Annotated in this window: 11 protein-coding genes; 3 read left to right on the top strand and 8 right to left on the bottom strand. The window is 37.8% G+C overall.

Annotation, left to right across the window (positions count from 1 at the left end; translation table 11 throughout):
• Positions 1-36 precede the first annotated feature (36 nt).
• The 3 genes from ACQR30_RS05275 to ACQR30_RS05285 all read left to right on the top strand — a co-directional run bounded on the left by ACQR30_RS05275 (position 37) and on the right by ACQR30_RS05285 (position 4598).
• Positions 37-303, top strand: a complete 267-nt coding sequence (locus tag ACQR30_RS05275) for a zinc-binding dehydrogenase (protein WP_429732309.1) — start codon at positions 37-39, stop codon at positions 301-303.
• A gap of 238 nt (positions 304-541) precedes the next feature.
• Positions 542-2755 carry a bifunctional alpha,alpha-trehalose-phosphate synthase (UDP-forming)/trehalose-phosphatase gene (locus ACQR30_RS05280; protein ID WP_429732312.1) on the top strand — a complete coding sequence of 738 codons (2214 nt, stop codon included), beginning with the start codon at positions 542-544 and terminating at the stop codon, positions 2753-2755.
• 46 nt (positions 2756-2801) lie between these two features.
• A complete protein-coding gene (locus ACQR30_RS05285; protein WP_429732315.1) occupies positions 2802-4598 on the top strand; it encodes a glycoside hydrolase family 15 protein in 1797 nt (598 codons plus the stop codon).
• Positions 4599-4681: 83 nt separating this feature from the next.
• Here the strand turns inward: ACQR30_RS05285 and ACQR30_RS05290 are convergent, their stop codons facing one another.
• From ACQR30_RS05290 to ACQR30_RS05325, 8 genes are all read right to left on the bottom strand, one after another.
• Complete coding sequence (locus ACQR30_RS05290) at positions 4682-4933, bottom strand: PIN domain-containing protein (RefSeq protein WP_429732318.1); 252 nt, start codon at positions 4931-4933, stop codon at positions 4682-4684.
• Positions 4934-4935: 2 nt separating this feature from the next.
• Entirely contained in the window at positions 4936-6453 is a 1518-nt protein-coding gene (locus ACQR30_RS05295) for a hypothetical protein (protein WP_429732321.1), read from the bottom strand.
• A 50-nt stretch (positions 6454-6503) separates the two neighbouring features.
• Positions 6504-8123, bottom strand: coding sequence for a DUF5597 domain-containing protein (locus tag ACQR30_RS05300; protein WP_429732324.1), 1620 nt, complete (start codon positions 8121-8123; stop codon positions 6504-6506).
• Positions 8124-8148: 25 nt separating this feature from the next.
• Positions 8149-10110 carry a sialate O-acetylesterase gene (locus tag ACQR30_RS05305; protein WP_429732327.1) on the bottom strand — a complete coding sequence of 654 codons (1962 nt, stop codon included), beginning with the start codon at positions 10108-10110 and terminating at the stop codon, positions 8149-8151.
• Positions 10111-10135: 25 nt separating this feature from the next.
• The gene (locus ACQR30_RS05310) at positions 10136-11368 is read right to left on the bottom strand and encodes a hypothetical protein (RefSeq protein ID WP_429732330.1); all 1233 of its coding nucleotides are present in this window, start codon (positions 11366-11368) and stop codon (positions 10136-10138) included.
• Between the two features lie 130 nt (positions 11369-11498).
• On the bottom strand, positions 11499-14075 hold the full coding sequence (locus tag ACQR30_RS05315) for a glycosyl hydrolase 115 family protein (protein WP_429732333.1): 2577 nt from the start codon (positions 14073-14075) through the stop codon (positions 11499-11501).
• Positions 14076-14256: 181 nt separating this feature from the next.
• Complete coding sequence (locus tag ACQR30_RS05320; protein ID WP_429732336.1) at positions 14257-16236, bottom strand: RagB/SusD family nutrient uptake outer membrane protein; 1980 nt, start codon at positions 16234-16236, stop codon at positions 14257-14259.
• Positions 16237-16247: 11 nt separating this feature from the next.
• Positions 16248-18421, bottom strand: a 2174-nt coding sequence (locus ACQR30_RS05325) for a SusC/RagA family TonB-linked outer membrane protein (protein ID WP_429732339.1), incomplete at its 5' end; no start/stop codon positions are given.

Here is an 18421-nt window from a genome sequence, read left to right on the forward strand (position 1 = left end):
TCGTATGTCTGATAATCAAATAGTTAAGTCCAAATCGTGTCAAACTCAAGAAAAAAAGGCGGGAGGTTAATAACCACAGTGGCTACCGAAGACATGGATACTAGTGAGAAAGAAATTCATCTGGAAAATTATATGGCTCAATCTTTTCCAATTCAATTGGAACAATTAGCTGAATTAATTGACACCGATAAAATCAAACCAGTGGTCACAAAAGTTTTCAATTTAGAGGATGTTAAAGAAGCACAACGTCTTAGTAAAGATGGGCATACTAGAGGCAAAATTGCTATTAGTGTACTTCACTGATAAGGAAAATAAACGCTTTGTATTTGAGAAAATATTTCTACAGTCTGTGTAGAAAAAAGTGCATTTTGCCTAAAAAAAAATAGAACTAGGAGTCTTACAAATAAATTCTTCTATATTTTTCAAATTCCTAAAACCTTTCTACTTCCGAGGTTTGATTTACAATCAATTATCTTTTTATAAAGAAATAAGAAAATGGAATAAAAGTTGAAAAATAATATGTTCTAATCACATATACACCATGAAAGTAGAGAACATAAAAAATAATACCTCCATAAAAAACACAAAGACCATCATTGTTTCAAATAGACTTCCATTAAAATTAAAAAGGCAAAATAAAAAATGGATTTATACAAATAGTGAAGGCGGCCTTGCTACGGGCTTAGGGAGTTTTTATAAAGAAGGCAACAATGTATGGTTAGGATGGATAGGAGAAGAAATTCAGGATGAAAAAGAAAAGCGCGAAATAGCCAATCATCTAAGTACCGAAAAACTTTATCCCGTTTGGTTAAACAAAAATGAGATAACAGATTATTATCATGGTTTTTCCAATCAAACATTATGGCCTCTATTTCACTATTTTCCCTCTTATGTACATTACAATTTTAAAGAGTGGGAAGCATATTATGCCGTTAATAAAAAGTTCGCGGACGCGGTTTTAAAAATTGCCGAAAATGGTGATAATATTTGGATACAGGATTACCAGTTAATGCTTGTACCTGCCATGATCCGGGAACAAAATCCTAATTTAACTATTGGCTATTTTCAGCATATACCTTTCCCCTCTTTTGAATTATTTAGACTTTTACCCTGGAGAAAAGAACTTATAAACGGTTTACTCGGCGCAGATCTGATTGGTTTTCATACATACGATGATGTACGACATTTTCTAAGTACGGTAAAGCGGATTATTAATGTTCCTATAAACGGAACGGAAATCAATATGGACTGCCGTATTGTCTTGGCAGAAGCGTTTCCTATGGGAATCGACTATGAAAAGTATGCAAAACTAGCCTTAAAAAAAACTACCGAGAATCAAATAAACAAACTCAAAAAGCTCATCAATAACAGAAAATTAATTATTTCAATTGATCGCTTAGATTATAGTAAAGGCATAACTCAAAGACTGAGTGCTTATAATATGTTTTTAAACAACTACAAAGAATTTAAAGAAAAAGTCGTTTTTTTTCAGCTCATTGTACCTTCCAGAGATCAGGTAAATCAATATAAACATCTTAAACAGGAAATTGATCGCTTGGTTTCAGACATCAATGCAAAACAAGGCACTATTTCCTGGCAGCCTATCTATTATTTGTATCGTTCCTTTCCATTATCCACCTTAAGCGCTTTATATGCATTGGCAGATATAGCCCTTGTAACACCGCTTCGCGATGGTATGAACTTGGTGAGTAAGGAATATGTAGCAAGCAGAAACAATATTGATGGAGTACTGATTTTAAGTGAGATGGCAGGGGCTTCCAAAGAATTAATCGAGTCTATTATTATTAATCCAACCGACATTAACGCCGTATCTAAATCTTTGTATACAGCATTAAAAATGGACCAAAAAGAAATAAAAGAAAGGATGAGTAGCTTACAGAAAACAGTCAAAACTTATGATATACATTTTTGGGTAAATAGTTATATGTCAAAACTTGATGCGCTAAAAGACAAACAAAAAAGGCTATCAACAAAAAATGTCACACCTCAACAAAAAAGTATTTTCATTACTAAATATAAAGAAGCATCTTCCAGAATATTGTTTCTAGACTACGATGGAACGCTAGTTCCATTTAAATCCCAACCCGAAAAAGCATTCCCCGATGAAGCTTTACTAAAGCTTATAAAAGATCTGAGCTCGGATAAAAAAAACAAGATCATTATAATTAGCGGGAGAAAAAAGGGTGATTTAGAAAATTGGTTTTCGGAGATGAAAATTGATATTATCGCTGAGCATGGCGCATGGAAAAGAAATCGGGATAAACAATGGGAAGTGGCAAAAAAAATAAGTAAAGACTGGATGGAAGAATTCATTGCGGTAATTAAACCCTACCAAGAACAAACACCCGGTTCATTTATTGAAGTGAAGGATTTTTCTATTGCCTGGCACTATAGAGATGTAGAAATTACCCTGGGTTTAATAAGGGCAAGTGAAATAAAAAGCAGATTACAATATCTGGCTAAAGATAAAGAGCTTCAAATACTGGAGGGTAACAAAGTCATAGAAATAAAGAGCATTCATATTAATAAGGGTAAAGCTTCCAAAGAATATTTGAGAAACAATCCTGCCGCCTTTATATTAGCTATTGGAGACGACAAAACAGATGAGGATACCTTCGAAGCGATGCCGCCCGGAGCAATCACAATTAAAGTCGGTGCAGAGAATTCCAAAGCCACGTTTGGCATAAATAGCTGCGGTGCTGTAAGGCAGCTGTTATCTTCTTTTATCGAATAATCTCTTCGTAATAGTAATATAGATTATTCAACAAAAACATTACATTATGAACAAAGCAAATGAAACAAAAAAACATATTTACAATTTCGGTATAATAGGTAACTGTAACTATATTGCCCACATCGAAGACACTACAAACATCTGCTGGCTTTGTCTACCTAGATTTGATAGCAGCTTTATTTTTGGAGGCTTAGTCGATAAAAATAAAGGGGGGAGTTTTTCAATTTTGCCGGAAGGAAAATTTGAATCAAAACAATATTATATAGAAAATACCAATATTTTATGTACCGAGATATCTGGTGAAGAAGGGAGTTATCGTGTCACAGATTTCGCCCCACGTTTTAGTCAATTCGACCGGTATTTTAAACCATTGATGTTAATCAGAAAAATTGAACCATTAAGTGGCAATCCCCGCGTGAAAATCACCTGTAAACCTGTTGCAGAATACGGCGAGAAAAAATTAAAGGTTTATCCTGGAAGCCATCATCTTGATTTTTTAGGCGCAGACAGCCTGTTAAGATTAACATCCAATTTTTCTATAAATCACATTATAGATTCATCTCTTTCCGTTTTAAATGAAACAAAATATCTGGTACTTACTTACGGAAGTCCTTTAGAAGCTCCTTTAGAAAGCACCGTAGAAGCCTTTTTTTATAAGACCAAAAAGTATTGGCAGCATTGGGTAAAAACTACTAGTATCGGGAATATGTATCAAAAAGAAGTCATAAGAAGTGCACTCGTTTTAAAAATTCATCAATATGAAGATACGGGCGCTATTATAGCTGCCAGCACTACAAGCTTGCCGGAATTTGACGAAAGCGGCCGAAACTGGGACTATCGTTACTGCTGGCTTAGAGACGCTTATTATATTTTATTGGCTTTTAATAATATTGGACACTTCGAAGAAATGGAACGCTATTTTAATTTTATTGCGAATATATCTGTCGGCAAAGAAGGAAGATATCAGCCTTTGTATGGTATCACCGGAAACAAAGATCTTCCGGAAAAAATTCTTCCCTTGAATGGATATTTAAACAACAAACCGGTACGAATAGGCAATCAAGCCAGTGAGCACATACAAAATGATATTTATGGGCAGGTATTGTTGTCTTTATTGCCCCTATATACCGATGCGAGATTTTCTGTAGATGAAAAATCTGATTCTGCTACATGGATTTCTTCGCTGTTAAGCAAAATAGAAATGGTTCTGGACGAACCGGATGCGGGGCTGTGGGAATTTAGAAATCAAAGAAATTATCATTGTTATACTTATTTGTTTCATTGGGCCGGTTGTCACTCGGCTATTAAAATTGCGCATAATATTCACGATAAGAAACTAGAAAAATGGGCAAAGAATTTAATAAAAAAAGCCTCCGCTAAAATTGAAGCATGTTACGACAAAGAAACTAAGATGTACTATGAAGCAATAAATGCCAAAAATGCCGATGCAAGTACCTTACAATTGATTGTCATGCGTTACTTAAATCCCAATTCTATAAAAGCAAAAAATCATTTAAAAAATATTGAAAAAAAGTTGCAGGCACCCAATGGGCTATTTTATCGTTATCTGCACGCTGATGATTTCGGGCTGCCGGAAACGACTTTTCTTATTACTGCATTCTGGCATGTAGAAGCCTTGGTTACAGTAGGAAGAACAAAGGAGGCTATTACAAAATTCGAAAATCTGCTGCAGTATAGTAATCATTTAGGGTTATTCAGTGAAGATGTAGATTCAGCTAATGGCGGGCAATGGGGCAATTTCCCCCAAGCATACAGCCATGTGGGTTTGATGAATGCAGCTTACAAGATTGCCAAAAAGATTGACAATCCTAATTTTTTATGAAGAAAAAATTATAACCATCCATGACGTTTCGCTATACTCGGTTCAAGTTCATGCCACTTCTTATATTGATGATCGGCATCAGGTTATGTTTTAATTTTCAATCTTTCTATTTCCCCAAAGTGCTTATCCTTAGAAATTAATGTAAGACCATGCTGCAAGGTAGCTGCAGCAATCCAGATATCGTTTGTAGGTATTGGCTTCCCTTTTTTAAAAAGAGAAGCCACAATTTCTCCATAAAACTTGGCAGTTATTTCATCTACATCTATAATTATACATAATTGCAAAAAATCTTGCAACTTTTTAAGATGCTTCGCTTTGTTGGTTACACGGTTCACACCTACAGCAGCCTATTCGCCCAAGGAATAAAATATGCAAAGTTTGGAGCATCCGTATGTCCACCGTCATCTTGACGCCAAGCAAGTTGTCCATTGAGTAAACCATCATTTACAGGAGGCATTTTCTCGGTCATATAATTATTAGAAACACCAAGATCATTTGCACCCAATAATTTAAAAACAACACCTGCGGCAACTGTAGCCATGTAACTCCCTTGGTGGTCTAACCATTTTGCATCACCCTTTTCAGGAATACCATAACTGATAAATGTGAGTCTTGGCGCACAAAGTGCAATTAGTTCATGTGAATCAACAGGTAAGTCGCACCCCGTCTTACTACCAAACGTCGATGCAGCAGCCCCATATTTCATAAAGTTTCCTGCCATCCAATAATATTCACCGCCGGTAAGACTTTCCACTGCTTCACCGAAATTGCGCCTCAAAAGAGTTGTTCCGCCCTTGCCGGAAGACCCAATTAATCCATCTGCAAACCGCGGTTCAAATGCAAGCGTGACCAAGGCAGCTTTACCATATCTTGAAACACCTTCAATGCCTACTTTTTTTGCATCGATCAAAGAATCGGTCGCTAAGTAGTCCAATGCACGTGCAGCACCCCAAGCCCAAGCGCGCAAAGCACCCCAATCATCAGGTTTACGGGGTTGTCCTTTATTGACTAATCCAATAATTCCTTTTGTCATACCCGCGCCATTATCTGCCTGAATGCTGCTGGGATCGATAGTGGCATATCCCCAACCCGCCTGTAGCAACTGTTCAGTTGGAGTCAGCACTTTAGGAGGTGGTGCAAAGAAATTGAAACCCGGCAATCTTGTAACCGGTGAATAAGCCGGATATTTTTCAAAAATTCCTTTTACCGAAGGATCTGTCTTTATCATCATTTCTTTAAAAACACTATTTAGCTTTTCCATATCATCCGGTGAAGGTTGCGCGGGCGCAGGAAGTGATGGCTGACCAAACATCATCAGCACAGGAACCCGCCCTTTTACATTAAGTGGTACGATCAATGTCATTTTAATATTTACATTGATTAAAGGATAGTCGCTATTATCTACACGACCAATTAATTCTTTTGCAAGGACTGGCGTGAAGCCTACAAATTCTCTATCCGTAACTTTTACTGTCCAAGTAACCTTAGGTACATTTTTAGGGATACGACCATAGACTTCACTTTCAAGATCCTTTACAATTTCCGGCCTACGTACCTTCCACCACATATCTGCGTTGATTACTTTTTTGCCAGCTTTTGTAGTAAGAATATCCGGCAGCAGAGGACAGGGGTTAGCATTTGTTTCATCATAATTTGCATGATTGGCTGCATTCGGGTCGCCACTAGGTCCGGGTCTTAATGCTTGTATACCCAATTGTTGCATCATATTATCATGATCTTGTTGTGCCGTAAAGCTTACCGGTAAAGGGTATTGTCTTCCATTAATCGTAGTATCCTGTGCACTCCCCTTTTGTATTAACGCCGTAATAATTAGATAAAAAAATAATTTTTTCATGATTTTACGATTATGACTTTAAAAGACAATTTTGTCATCATTATTGTTCCTCAATATTGATATAGTTTAACTCTTTGAATATCCCATTGATTTATCGGGATTCTTATATCCCTGCCCTGGTTATCTTGATCGCCATTCATACGACGACCTGGCACCCATTTTCCATTTTCAAAACTACCTTCATCCAGACTTAGAATACCCGCCCTTTTCCCCGTGGTTGTTGTGGCAAACGTAACCACAACACCTGTGCCAGCAATATAAAATTCATTCGGGGATACCTCAATTATAGTACAACCGCCCAAAGGCCATTTACCATCTCTTGAACCGGACGACCATGGAAGTGTATAATCATGTTTTATAATTAGTCGGTACTCGCCCATAGTAATTGTTTGATAGGCAGAATCTTTGCTTAACAGGAAACCATTCACATCGCCTTCGGGTTGATACTTTGAAATCAGAGGGCTTATCTGTCTTAAAATATTATATGCCTTACCTATTGGTTCATCTTCCGGATGCAATGTCGATTCAATTGAGAATGGAGAAAAAGATAAACAATTGTAATGTCCGAATGCAAAGAAAGCTTTTGCAGCATCATCCTTCTCGAAACGAATTTCCGGAATGAACAATGGAGCGCAGGAGCGGGTGTATAAATCGGTCCAATGCCGGAAATTTGGAAAATAGATATCTGGCGCTAACATATCAATTGCGGGCGAACCTGCTTTCCAGATATCTCTCAAATGAGGTTCCGGTCCGCCACTCGGGTATTGACCAGGTTCCCACCCCGCGCGATTTAAGGCAGTATTTACATACATCGGCAAATCATAAATAGCCTTTCCTGCCGCAGCAATTTCATTTACATATTTTGAATAATTCCATGCCATAAAAATTTCATCAGTTGCCAAGCCTTTGCCGAAAATATCTTCCCAGTTACCCGAAGTTTTAAAACCGGCGATCGCCCAAATAGAATCTAATTCCGGTGTCAAATTAAGCTTATTCTTTTGCAGATAATGTATCAATTCTTTCGGAATAGGTTGGCTGAATGCGGCATTTGCCGCTTCATCATAAGAACGTGCGTTGTCAAGCATTCCTATTTCATTTTCCACCTGAACAGCAATTACAGTGTATTGCTTACTATCAATCTGTTTAAGATGCTGCATCAACCGTACAAAGGCATCTTTATCCGTCTCAAGATTATTTTTATTGAAGGGGGTCAATATTTCCAGCGGGATACCCTTTTTATTCAAAACTCTGGGAAATCTTTTGGTATCGGTTTTAACCCATGCCGGCACATAGCAGGACATGCTATTTTTCCACGAACCGAACCAAAGCAAGACTAGCTTCATATGATTAAGTCGCGCGTCTTCTATTAAAGAATCAACCAAAGAAAAGTCAAAATCTCCTTCAACTGGCTCCATCAATTCCCAGTAAACAGGAGCAATTAGCGTATTCAGATTCATCTGTTTTAGCTTTGACCAAACAGGTCTCATATAATCATTGCTCGATGCGCTTGAGTTGCCTAATTCTCCACCGAGAATCAGGTAAGGTTTATTATTTACCAACAATTGCGTATAGTGACCAATTTTAATTAACTTAGGAATAGATGATGTTTGAGCATTCGTATCAAATAAGGAACAAAAAAACATAATTGCCAAAAACAATGCTCGTTTCATAATTATTTATTTGTGTTATGTAGAATCATTCACCCGTTTCAAAAGGAGACGCAGGTAATCCTTGTTTATTGTATAGGTTTGGATTTACCGGATTATCTGCCCAAGCATACCTTACATATTTTGGATCTTTTATCTCATCACTCCAAACAACCAATTTATTGCCCTCTATTTTTGCTTTTGCCCAAACAAATTTCTTATCTGCCCCTGCAATCGCAAATTCACCTTCTACTTCTTCAGCATTAGGAGAAACATAAGAAGAATCTTTAAAAATCAAACCACTGCCAATATGGGTAAATGAAACAATTATTTTATTGCCTTGGGTGGTGGAGGATTGATAAATTGGGCCGGAATAAATTAGATTTTCTCCATAAGCAATTTTTTGGGCAGCCAAAGCTAAACGGTCTCCGACGGGTTTTTTCCTATCGGGATGAATGTCATTCCATTCACCTTTATCAATGGCAACCGCCATTCCAGTATTTGGTTCGGACAAACAGTGTAATTGTGCATTTCTCAATTCGGCCCAGCCACTCTCAGAAGGCAGGTAATTAAAATCACCATAGCCCGGAAGCTGCACATACAAAAATGGAATATTTCCTTCTTTCCACTTATCGCGCCAATTGGCAATCAACGATTCCTGTAATTGCTCATAATCTTTTGGATTGCCGGCATTACTTTCCCCCTGATACCAAACTATTCCTTTAATAGTATAATTGATTACAGGCGCAACCATTGCATTGTATAAAGCTGTTGGTGAATTTTGTGCAGAGAATCCAAAACCTCCGCCAAACCCTCGATGAGGAATGAAGACCTCTCCTACTTTGTATTGCCAATAACCTTTTAAATCGACCGTGTCATTTCCTGCAAATAGGCAATAAGGCTTGTCGGAAACGAACCCCCCTTTTCCAAAATTGTTGGTCACACGGATTACAAATAAATTCTTCCCGGGTTTTAATATATTGCCAGGCACAGTATACCTTCTTTGTGGATATTGATAAGTCGTATGACCCACTTCTTTACCATTTATATACAAGGCATCGGCATCTATAATTCTGCCTAAAAAAACCTTTGCTTCCTTTCTTGTCATAGATGCCGGCACATCTATTTCTTTTCTATACCAAACCACTCCGTCTAAGTTTCTTAATCCCTGATCTTCCCAATAACCCGGAATGCCGATTTGACGCCATTCTGTTGGAACATAAGCGGTACTGTACCATGGCTCAGCGCCCGTAAGCCCTTTGTCCACCGGTTTTGGCATATTTGAAAAATTATGTGAATGCCTCCTACTAAAACTATTAATATAAGCAGTGTCTTTATTCTTGTCAAGCGTTTTTAAAATCGAAGGAAAATTTTTAAAACCTTCTTCGCTCATCCAAGCTTCAATAGGCGTTCCACCTACGCTCGCGTTAATAATACCTATGGGGACATGATATTTTTGGTATAAGTCTTTCGCAAAAAAATAAGCGATCGCCGAAAAATCAAGTACATCAGTAGGGTTGGCTGACTTCCAATAACTAATAGGCATAGTATCCAACGGATTTTCTAAATTAGTCAATGTAGGAATCCAAAACTGTCTTATTTCAGGATAGTTTGCACTTGCCACTTCTTTGGCATATCGAACACTATGTAGCCGCATCTGATGTACCATATTTGACTGACCAGAACAGAACCACACATCACCAATCAGTATATCGTGGAGTGTAATTCTATTCTTACCGGAAATCTCCATGGTATAAGGCCCTCCAGCTTTCATCGCAGGTAGTTGAATCAACCATTTTTGGTCGTCACCTGCTTTTGTTTTAAAGGTTTTATTATTAAACCTTACCGTTACTTTTTCTCCTTTGGAAGCCCAACCCCAGATATTTATATTCATGTCTCTTTGTAAGACCATGCTGTCTCGGACCAAGCTGGGCAATTTTATTTGGGCAGAGGCAGAATCGAATACAGCACTAGCTATTAATACTAAGAGAATATTAAATACTTTTTTCATTTTCTTATAATTTTAAATAATGATATTAATCAGAAACCAATGTTGTAATACTAGATTCAGGAAGTGCTATACCAAATTTACCACTTGAAACAGAAAGGGTACTAGACGCAAGATTGGCCGAACTTGTAGTGGTATATGCTGTAAAATTTGGAACAGATACCCCACTTAAAGTAAGGTTTTGATAAACATCCTTCGAATTTTGATTTATTAAAACGACTACTATTTTTGAACCGCTTTTGTATGCAGTCATATAAATACCCTTATACGTATTTTGTGTACAAGAAATTTTGGTATAACCCGGACGAATATATCTGGCATACTGCGCTATTACATAGCCCAGTTTCTGAATAGCACCGGACTCGCTGATGGGACCATAACTTCTTCTAATATACCACCAGACATAGGCACTCCAACCTACATTCATACAATCATTAATCTCTTTTGCCGCACTCATAGCATTTGACCAGTCATCACCACTCACGGTAGAATTAATATAATGCTCAGTCATCCAAACCGGTTTATCTACCGATAAATTATAAGGGGTTGCACCATAAATATGTCCTGCTATAAAAGTTGTTTTTGCTTTAGCTATAGCATTGCTTAAATAATTATTTATAAAAGTCGGAGCCATATTAAAAGGCTCTGGAGCCATAATAGGTGCACCACAACTATCTCCTTCAGCCGCAACAAAATCTGCCACATCAGACGCTGTCATTTGCATCGATTCATAAGGCACCGTAATATTGGGTTCATTTGTTGGGCTGATAGCTACTAAGCCTCCCGATGCAGCATTAAAGGATTTAAGATAATTAGCGAAGTCTTTATATGAGGTCGTTTTAATTTTTCCACCGATGGCACTGTCATTCGTTTTCATCCACGCTGGAGCCGACCAAGCCGTCGCAATTGCAGAGCCGCCAAAAGACTTACATGCGTCAATGGTAGCCTTAGCCTGTGCAAACTCAGTGCTGTCTACTGGCACACGTACACGAACAAGACTCAGTCCAATACCGGTAGAGGGAGAAAAAGCAGTAACACGTTGGTCGCTTGTTAAATCCCCGGTCCAATCAATGATATCCGCACCACCAAATCCATAAATAATTTGTTGAGTTGTACCAGCATCAATGACGGCAGTCGCATTTGCTGTATCTATTCCGGAAGCTTTTACAACTGGCGGTGGTGTCTCAACAATACCGTCGCTTTTTTTACAACCGAAAATAAACAGCATTACAGTAAAGCTTATAAGAAGAGTTTTCTTCATCGAAAAATTGCTATTATGGTTTTTAAATTAAGTTTCAGCTCATTAATAGGCAGAAAGCACAGGTCTTCAAATGAATAGTCCTAGTTCTACATTTGAATTGCTCCATAAAGTGCTGCCAAATAGGAATATATTATTTATTCAGAGTTTCTGGGGGACCAAGATAACTCTGCTCAACGCCACCAAAATCCGCTACTATCTTTTGTAAGACAACAGCCGGGCTAATCATCCAAAATTTAATGGTATGCTTCCCAGATTTTTTGATAGAATGACTGGTGGTCTTAATAATGATATCGTTGGATACCCAATTTCCCCACATAAATCCATTCGCATCTTGTTTATTAAGAGAGACAATCTTTGGTTGTTCACCATCAATAGAAACAGCGAATTCTAAGCCGGTTGAATCATTTTGAAAATTCAATGTCGGAGAAAAATAAGTTTCTAACTTAAACGAACCCGTATCATAACTATAAAAATCATATTCAAGATGGGGGCTATTTACAGAAATGGGTTGCTTTTTAGTGGTCACAGGAAATGTCGTAATTCCATTCCCTTCTTTGCCAATGCCGGGAATGATTTTCCACTGAATATTATTTGCATCAACCTTCTTTGTATAATTCGCCGCCTCAATTGAAACATAGCCATTTCTTTCAAAAAACAAGTTACCTTTGCTATGAATGGGGATTAAAGATCTTGCCGAATGATTCACCGCATGTTGGGGCTCAACCGCTTCCCCTTTTGAATTATTGGTAACATACATAACCGCCGGCATTTTTTGATGGCGCGGTTCTTGCCAATTGGTGTAACCAATATGGGTCTGATCCATCATGTGGTTCCATTTACCATTGTCTAAATGATTGTATGTTGCAGAGATTAAAGAGTCATTTATATAAAATCTATTCGCCTCATCCGCATATTTATTCGCTAATACATTATTTTGCTTTGCGTAATAATGATTCCACGCAACTGCCGTATAAAGATCTTGCAAATTAGCACAAGCCTTAACTGGATGAAGTACTAATTCAAAAAAAGCATCCCTGTATTCTTTCGGCAGTTCATCATTTATTTTTCCTGCTTCTTTGGCGAGTTGATCGTAATCATCTCTTACGCGATTCGATTCGTTATAATTTAAAATACTATAGGTATTTTCATTCAATAACTCAGGTTTCCTTCTGGCATTGTATTGCGTATATTTTTGAATAATCTTTCCAATTTCTTTCGCATGTTCTGGGCCAAATTGTGTCGTGGCCCATTGGGTATAATAATCTTGTATATTATCTTCACTCCATTCCTTCACATTCCAAGCATAATCCAAAAAGAAATTAATAGGGAATTCCATTGGCTTTAAGTCGCCCACATTCACGATCCAGATATTTTTGACATTATGGGCATAAGCCAAATGCATTTGCTCCCACACACGGGAAATATTATTTGTATTGAGCCATTTATAATTTCTGGGACCACCTACATAGTCAAAATGATAATAAATACCATAGCCACCACTTCTTGGCTTAGCATCGCTTTTCGGCAATCTTCTTATATTGCCCCAATTATCATCAGAGAATAATAGTGTAACATCGTCGGGAACTCTCATTCCCTTATCATAGTAATCTTGCACTTCTTTATATAAAGCCCAATCCTGAGGCGTTTCAGAAGCTGGTTTACCGGTAACTTCAGCAATTATTTGTCGTTGATCTTTTACTATTTTTTCCAACAATGCAATATTACTTCCTTCTGTCATTGGCTTATCGCCATCACCTCTCATCCCAATCGTAACCATCGTTTCACGATGATCCATATTTTCAATTCCCTGCCGCCAAAAAGTACGCAAGGTGCTATCATTGGTTTGATAATTCCAGGCGCCTTTATTCTCATGTCGCCAATGCTCAGTAGCTTGGTTCATTGGCTCTTGATGAGAAGTACCCATTACAATCCCATATTTCTGCGCCATTATAGGATTAAGTGTATCATCATTGTTAAAAGCACTTCCCCACATAGCCGGCCAAAGATAATTGGCTTTTAGGCGTAGCAATAATTCAAATACTTTATCATAAAATAAATGATTAAAACTGCCAAATTTCTCATGAACCCAGCCAGATAAAGCAGGCGCTTCATCATTCAAAAAAATGCCACGGTACTTTACAGAAGGTGAACCAAAATTATAAGTACCATTCTTTACAAAAACTTCCTTCTTTTTTTTAGCAGGCACATCTGCCCACCAATACCAGGGCGATACACCCATCTGTTTGGATAGTGTGAAAACCCCATAGGCAGTACCCCTTCGATCGCTACCTACAATCACAAGTGCCTTATCAATTCCCTTAAAAGGATGGTCAACAACTTGTAATCGGTATGCCTCCCATTTACCTTTTAAATCAGAAATATTTAATTTCTTATCTTTTACCAATTGTTGAATCAATGATGATGTTTCAACAGACCCAATGATGATCATATTCTTTTCGGAAGAGGCAATCGAATTGGCTATTTTCAGTTTCTTACCTGTCACGCTTAGAATATCCTGCTGTAATAAAGAAGCCGCTTTTCTTATTAAAAAACAATCGCCATCATCAACATAAATACTTGCCGCGAATTTTTGTGTAACCACTGGAAACGCATCTGCGGTATTTTTTCCCGAAATAAAACTTTGGCCAAATAATCTTAAACAAGAAAAACAGGAAATTAAAATAACTAACACAAAATATCTTTTCATAATAATAGTTTTATTTCTTAATAATCATAAAAAGCCTTCCCCTTTTAGAATAAATAATAAAACCCCTCCCTCCCTTAAAATTTATCGATAAATGTTTCAATAATGAATTTCGTTTATCTGAATTTTAAGGAAGAGAAAGAGTTTCATATTTTCAAGCCATATATAATTTTCCCTCTTACTCTTATAGATATCCGGGATTTTGATATGCTTTCTTTATATCGTCGCTCACCTGCATTGCATCTAACTGTCCTTGTGGAATAGGACGCAAGTAAAGATAAGGCTCTATATCACGAGTAGATGTTTTCAAAGTATGGTCGCCTGGAGCACTGCCACATATTTGATAAGTGGAAGCTAAATTTGCCCACTCTTGTGTACGTACCAAATCAAACCAACGATATCCCTCTCCGTAATATTCACGAGAACGTTCTGCTAAAATATAATCAATAGTAATAGTTGCTGGCGTAGCAGCTACCATTGCAGCACTATTGTCTGCCACCTTCGCGGAATTTTGAGCATTAGAGAAATTCCACATTCCTGCTCGTGCACGAAGTATGTTAATCAAACCTCTCGCTGTTCCATCATTAGAATAGGTTCCGGTTACAGAAGTTGTAGAGGCTCCTTCAACCGCAGCTTCAGCTGCAACAAAGAACAATTCAGAAAATTTGTCAATATCCCATGGCCGTGTACTACCTGCATTTGGATTTCCTAAAGTCCCCGCATTATCCGTACGATAATTGCTAATTTTCCAGAGACCTGGGAATACAAGTCTACTGATACCATTCGGTCCCACGACAAAATCTGCCCTATTAGGAAGTACACCCAGCCCCATTCCACTTTTATAAACTGAATTAGAATAATCAATAGTTTGGCTAGGTTCGGTATCTAAGAATGTAACCACGGCATCTCCCTCACCAATCGGCATGAGGTTGGCATTATATAATTTTGAGTATTTTTTACTCAAACCAGACTCATTCATATTACAACGATAAACCGTCATAAAAGTGCCGTCATAACGAGAATCATTAGATTTATCGGCAAAAGTATTTTCAATAGCGCCGACTGTAGGGGCCATACGAACCCATGGACGACCATAGCCCTGTACAGATGCACGTTGAACCGAGTTTATGGGTACCCAAGCTGTGCTACTATCGCTACTAGTCATAGCAGGATAGTTCCAGTTCTGCATCCAAGCTGAAACGTTGTCTGTACTATTTGAACTATATGTTAAAGATCCCCCATTGTATTGGGCGCTAGTCTGCGTATGATCCGCATACAACATTATTTCATTATTGCGATCATTTGCACCATTATTTACATCATAAAATGTCGGTTGCAATCCAAAAGAGCCAGGATTCTCAATGGTATTTGTTGCAATATTATAAGCTTGCTGATAATACCATTGGGAGTTATGACCATCAGGATCTACACGTGGGTCGGTGACAGCCGGATAAGTTGGGATCTTATTTGGATTTTTTAGCCACCATGCGTAGGTCAAATATGCCTTTGCCAAGTACAATTGAGCTACAGGTTTAGTGACAGTTCCTGTAAGACGAGCAGCCATTGGTAGATTGTTCACAGCTTTAATTAAATCTGGGAATATACATTTTGTATAAACCTCAGGTACTGTATTGCGAACAGAGGAAACTGAAGGCGTAATGTTAAATTGCAGATTCCCAGAACCCAAATCCAATGGAACCCCACCAAATGTCTGTACTAATAAGAAGTAGTCAAATGCACGAAAGAAATGGGCTTCAGCCAACAATGAACTATCGACACCCGCTGTAGTGCCATATTGAATCACTCCGCTAGCCGTATTTATATTGGTAAAACTGGTTCCCCATATAGCATCCGTACGACTGGTTGTAGAAGATATCAATCCTTGACCGGTCATATCCATGACAGTGAAATTACCATCGAGCGTTTGACCATAGGTTGATTCATCTGTACCTACCTCATTTGTCCCATAATAATAGGGCTGCCCGTATATATTTCTCAAATTAGCGTACATTTCTGTTAATCCTCCAATAATACCAGCCTTCGTCTGGAAAAATTGAGGCGTATAACTACTCCGTGGCGTTTCCTGTAATATTTTGGAACATCCCCCCAAGCATAGACCAATTATTATTGTTCCTAATAAATATCTCGTATGTTTACGTTTCATTTTTATTTATTTTAAAATGTTAAATTAACTCCCAGCAAATAATTACGCGTTGAGGGTGTATTAAACCCTTGTGTCAATAAGCGATGCTGATAAGAGCTTACTGCCTGATTTTGATCACCGTAAGAATTCGTTTCAGGATCTAAACCTGTTTCACGATAGTAGGGTGAAAACAGAACAAATGGATTTTGTACAGTGAAATAGATTCTTAACTTAGTAATATATGAATTTTTCATCCATTTATTTCCTGTAAAATTATATCCAAGTGTCAGCGTACTTATCTTCAGATATGATCCATTAAAGTAACTTAAAGTGGATCCATATTGAGGATTATCGCCCCCTTGCCCTCCGGGTTTTGGATATTTAGCATTTGTATTGGTCGGTGTCCAATAATCTACATTTACATTGTTTCTACGACCGGTAAGTAAATTAAGATAGCTTGCAGAACCATAAAGTGTACTTATTAAAATACCTCCATTTTGAAAAATACCCACAGCAGTAAAATCAAACCCCTTATAAGTCAACCTCGTATTAAATCCACCAGTAAAATTTGGATCTACACTCATAATTTGTTCGTCTGCAGAACTAATAGCTCTTTTTGGAGTACCATCCGCATTATACCCCCCTGTATATTTTACTTTTATCTCACCTACATTTCCACCCGGTTGTAATGTATTTTCATAACCTTTGGCGCTGTCTTGTGCATCTTTCCAAAGTCCTATTTTCTGATAATCATATATTACATTAATAGGATGACCAACGAACCAACTATTATAAATGTCTGAAGTTACTCCCGATGCGAGGTGGGTAATTTTATTACGGTTGAAAGATATATTCATGCCGGCTTCCCAGGACCAACCATTTTGATTCTGTAATATCATTCCATCTAAAGACAATTCTAAACCATTATTTTGGGAATTCCCAACATTTGCAAGATAACTACCTACACCGTCGGTACTAGGAAGTCCCACACGTTGCAACAATTTATTGGTTTTGGTAATATAATATTCAATAGTACCAGTTAAGCGATTATTGAATAACCCAAAATCTAAGCCATAATTCCAGGTTTTTGAATACTCCCAGCCCAATTGTGGATTCGGTAAAGAAGAAACATAATAGCCAGTTGCATACGTTTTATCTCCAAAATTGTAAGGACTTATACTTAATGAACCTAATGTAGTATAAGGATCAACTGATTGGTTAGAGGTTTGTCCAGTTCCTACACGCAATTTCAACAAATTAATAAAGGAGAAATTTCTCATAAATGATTCTTTAGCTATATTCCATCCTACTGAAATCGCCGGATAAGTATGCCACTGATGTCCAGTAGCCAATACCGAAGCTCCATCAGAACGGACTGTAGCTGAAATCATATAACGGCCGTCATAAGAATAATTTACACGCCCCATGGCGGATAATAATCCTTTTTCCCAATAACTTTGATTTCCAGGCAGCACATCTATTTCCTGACTGGCAGTACCAATATTGTAATATTGGAATGCGTCCACCGGAATACCTACTCCTGATATGTATGTACTTCTATACTGGTTTTGCTCGGCGGAGTACAAAGCAACTACATTTATCTGGCTCTTATTAAAAGTACGGTCATAGGTCAACAGATTTTCAATTGTCCAGTCAGTACCCATTGAATTGCCGATAGAAGCTGTAGAAGCTGTGGAAGCATTGGTACTATTAACTCCAACTCCCGTAAAGCTGCCACTATTACTTATATTAAGGTTAAATCCCGCATTTACACGATACGCCAACCCTTGGATCCATGGTATTTTAATTATACCATAAGCAGAGTTATAAGATGAATACCCTTTATTTTGGCTCAGCCACTGCTTTTTTAAACTATCCACTACTTGTTTTGTATAAATCCAAGATTGATCAAGCGGCATCTGAATGAAGTACCTCGTCGACCCGTCTGCATTATATGGACTTGCCACTGGAGAATTACTTAACGCACCATAAAGACCAACTTGTGAACCCTGTGTATAAGTAAAACTATTCGTGGTCGTGAACCCTACCCGTACATATTTCCCAATCCCCTGGTCAATAGAGCCATGTAACGAAAAACGTTGATAATTTTGGGTAGGTATTACAGCCTGATTTTTATAATAAGATGCTCCAAAATTATAGCTTCCATCTTTAGTACCGGCAGAAACATTTACGTCTTGACTAGTCG

It is taken from the genome of Arachidicoccus sp. (assembly GCF_050436765.1).
In the GTDB taxonomy this organism is placed as follows: Bacteria; Bacteroidota; Bacteroidia; order Chitinophagales; family Chitinophagaceae; genus Arachidicoccus.

What these genes read in the sequence shown, in the direction of transcription:
- ACQR30_RS05280 (WP_429732312.1), top strand. Translation starts at nt 542, where the DNA reads ATGAAAGTAGAGAACATAAAAAATAATACCTCCATAAAAAACACAAAG.
- ACQR30_RS05285 (WP_429732315.1), top strand. Translation starts at nt 2,802, where the DNA reads ATGAACAAAGCAAATGAAACAAAAAAACATATTTACAATTTCGGTATA.
- ACQR30_RS05295 (WP_429732321.1), bottom strand. Translation starts at nt 6,453, where the DNA reads ATGAAAAAATTATTTTTTTATCTAATTATTACGGCGTTAATACAAAAG.
- ACQR30_RS05300 (WP_429732324.1), bottom strand. Translation starts at nt 8,123, where the DNA reads ATGAAACGAGCATTGTTTTTGGCAATTATGTTTTTTTGTTCCTTATTT.
- ACQR30_RS05305 (WP_429732327.1), bottom strand. Translation starts at nt 10,110, where the DNA reads ATGAAAAAAGTATTTAATATTCTCTTAGTATTAATAGCTAGTGCTGTA.
- ACQR30_RS05310 (WP_429732330.1), bottom strand. Translation starts at nt 11,368, where the DNA reads ATGAAGAAAACTCTTCTTATAAGCTTTACTGTAATGCTGTTTATTTTC.
- ACQR30_RS05315 (WP_429732333.1), bottom strand. Translation starts at nt 14,075, where the DNA reads ATGAAAAGATATTTTGTGTTAGTTATTTTAATTTCCTGTTTTTCTTGT.
- ACQR30_RS05320 (WP_429732336.1), bottom strand. Translation starts at nt 16,236, where the DNA reads ATGAAACGTAAACATACGAGATATTTATTAGGAACAATAATAATTGGT.